At 73.9% G+C, this 2,109-nt stretch carries 4 protein-coding genes; 1 reads left to right on the top strand and 3 read right to left on the bottom strand.

The window, feature by feature from the left end:
* The 3 genes from AE652_RS40175 to AE652_RS40165 all read right to left on the bottom strand — a co-directional run.
* A partial coding sequence (locus AE652_RS40175) for a hypothetical protein (protein ID WP_049660677.1) occupies positions 1-201 on the bottom strand: 201 nt, incomplete at its 3' end.
* Positions 202-372: 171 nt separating this feature from the next.
* A complete protein-coding gene (locus tag AE652_RS40170) occupies positions 373-600 on the bottom strand; it encodes a DUF3107 domain-containing protein (protein ID WP_049660675.1) in 228 nt (75 codons plus the stop codon).
* 131 nt (positions 601-731) lie between these two features.
* Complete coding sequence (locus AE652_RS40165) at positions 732-1,394, bottom strand: TetR/AcrR family transcriptional regulator (protein WP_049660673.1); 663 nt, start codon at positions 1,392-1,394, stop codon at positions 732-734.
* Positions 1,395-1,615: 221 nt separating this feature from the next.
* Here AE652_RS40165 and AE652_RS40160 point away from each other — a divergent pair.
* Positions 1,616-2,109: alpha/beta fold hydrolase (locus tag AE652_RS40160; RefSeq protein ID WP_049660672.1), on the top strand; the 494-nt coding region annotated here is incomplete at its 3' end.

The raw sequence follows: 2,109 nt of genomic DNA, 5'->3' as shown, positions 1-2,109 counted from the left end.
CACCGCCGCGGCCGCGACGGACACCGCGGGCTGGCGGCCGTCCACGCTGAAGTGCGCGACCACCCCGCCGACCAGCGCCGCCGCCAGCGCGGTGCCCAGGACCAGGGCCCGGGCGGCCCGGAAGTACGCCGGGCGGGCCAGCAGGGCCGTGCCGCCCGTGACCAGGCCGACGAGGGCGAAGACGATCGACTCGACCAGCAAGGCTGCCTCCCGGGGGGACGGGCGTGCGGCACCGGCGCCGCACCCTCGCCGTACCCCGCCCCACCCGCTCGTACACGCGACGCGGCCCCACGGGCCACAGCGCCCCCGGACACGACGGCGCCCCGCTCCCTCACGGGAACGGGGCACCGGACGATGCTGTGCTGCGGCGCCTCAGGCGGTGCCGAAGCCGACCTTGCGGGCGGCCGACTCGCCGATCTCCACGTACGCCAGGCGCTCGGCCGGGACGATGATGCGACGGCCGTGCTCGTCGGACAGCGCGAAGATCTTCTCCGAGCCCTCCAGCGCCTTCGCGACCGCGCTCTGGACCTCATCGGCAGTCTGCGAGCTCTCGATCACGATCTCGCGGGGCGCGTTCTGCACGCCGATCTTGACCTCCACGGCTTCCGTCCCTCCGGGGTTGCAGCCTCCACGCACGGGCACCGGATCGCCTGGGACAAGCGTTCGCGGCGACCGTGCCGTACGGCTTCACCATAGAGCACCGGATCCCCGGCCCGGCGAAGGTCGGCGGATCAGCCCTGGTGGGCGGTGCCCTCGCCGGACTGCTCGCCCGGGTGCATCGGGAAGCCCTTCAGACCGCGCCAGGACAGGCTGGCGACCAGCCGGACCGCCTCGTCGCGGGGGATCGCCAGGCCCTGCGACAGCCAGTACCGGGCGGTGATCTGGGCCAGGCCGCAGACCCCGGCGGCGAGCAGCTTGGACTCCGCCTCCGGCAGGTCGGTGTCCTCCTGGATCACCTTGCTGACGAGCGTCGCGCTCGCCTCGGAGGCCCGCTCGACCCGCTCGCGCACGGCCGGCTCGTTGGTCAGGTCCGACTCGAAGACCAGCCGGAAGGCGCCGGACTCGCTGGAGACGTAGTTGAAGTACGCCTCCATGGTGTTGGCCACCCGCTGCTTGTTGTCGGTGGTCGCCGACAGCGCCTCGCGGGTCGACTCGACCAGGGCGTCGCAGTGCTTGTCCAGCAGCGCCAGGTACAGCTCCAGCTTCCCGGGGAAGTGCTGGTAGAGCACCGGCTTGCTCACCCCGGCGCGGTCGGCGATGTCGTCCATGGCGGCCGCGTGGTAGCCCTGCGCGACGAACACCTCCTGGGCGGCACCGAGCAGTTGTTCACGGCGGGCGCTTCGCGGCAGGCGGGCACCGCGCGGGCGCTCCTGCGCCTCCTGGATGGCCGTCACGGCGCTCCTCACTTCGGGGTCTGTTCGCGGCTGGCAAGATGGCCGATTCTACTTTTCGGTAACCGCGTCCGCGTTCGGCGAAGGCGAGAAAAGACGATCGGCCTGGTTGTCAGGAGCCCACAATACGGCGCTGACCTCGGCCTCGGCAGTGGTGGAACGGAGGCGGCCGGCGGCCGGACCACCCCGGGGTTCCCGGGGCGGGCTCACTACCATCGTCCACCATGAGCAGCGCTGAGCAGCAGGTACGTACGGTCGAGGTCCCCGGCGCGGTGCTCGCGGTGCACCGACCCGCCGTCGACGGCGCCGCCGACGGGCGCGAGCCCGGGCTCTTCGTGCACGGCCTCGGCGGCTCGGCCGCCAACTGGGAGGCCCTGATGGACCGGCTCGGCGGACAGGTCGACGGCGAGGCCGTGGACCTGCCCGGCTTCGGCCGCTCCCACCCGCCCACCGACGGCAACCTCACCGTCTCCGGCCACGTCCGCGCGGTGATCGGCTACCTGGAGGCCTCCGGCCGCGGCCCGGTCCACCTGTTCGGCAACTCGCTGGGCGGCGCGGTCGCCGTCCGGCTGGCGGCGCTGCGCCCGGACCTGGTGCGCAGCCTCACCCTGGTCTCCCCGGCCCTGCCCGAGCTGCCCCCGCAGCACTCCGCCTGGCCGACCGCCCTGCTCGCGGTGCCCGGGGTGCCCGCGGTGCTGCGCCGGCTGTCCGCGGGCGG

Origin of the sequence: Kitasatospora sp. MY 5-36 (genome assembly GCF_001182915.1) — a bacterium.
Lineage (GTDB): Bacteria > Actinomycetota > Actinomycetes > Streptomycetales > Streptomycetaceae > Kitasatospora.
The sequence above is the reverse complement of the archived record's forward strand: the minus strand, read 5'-3'. Positions and strand labels throughout refer to the sequence as shown.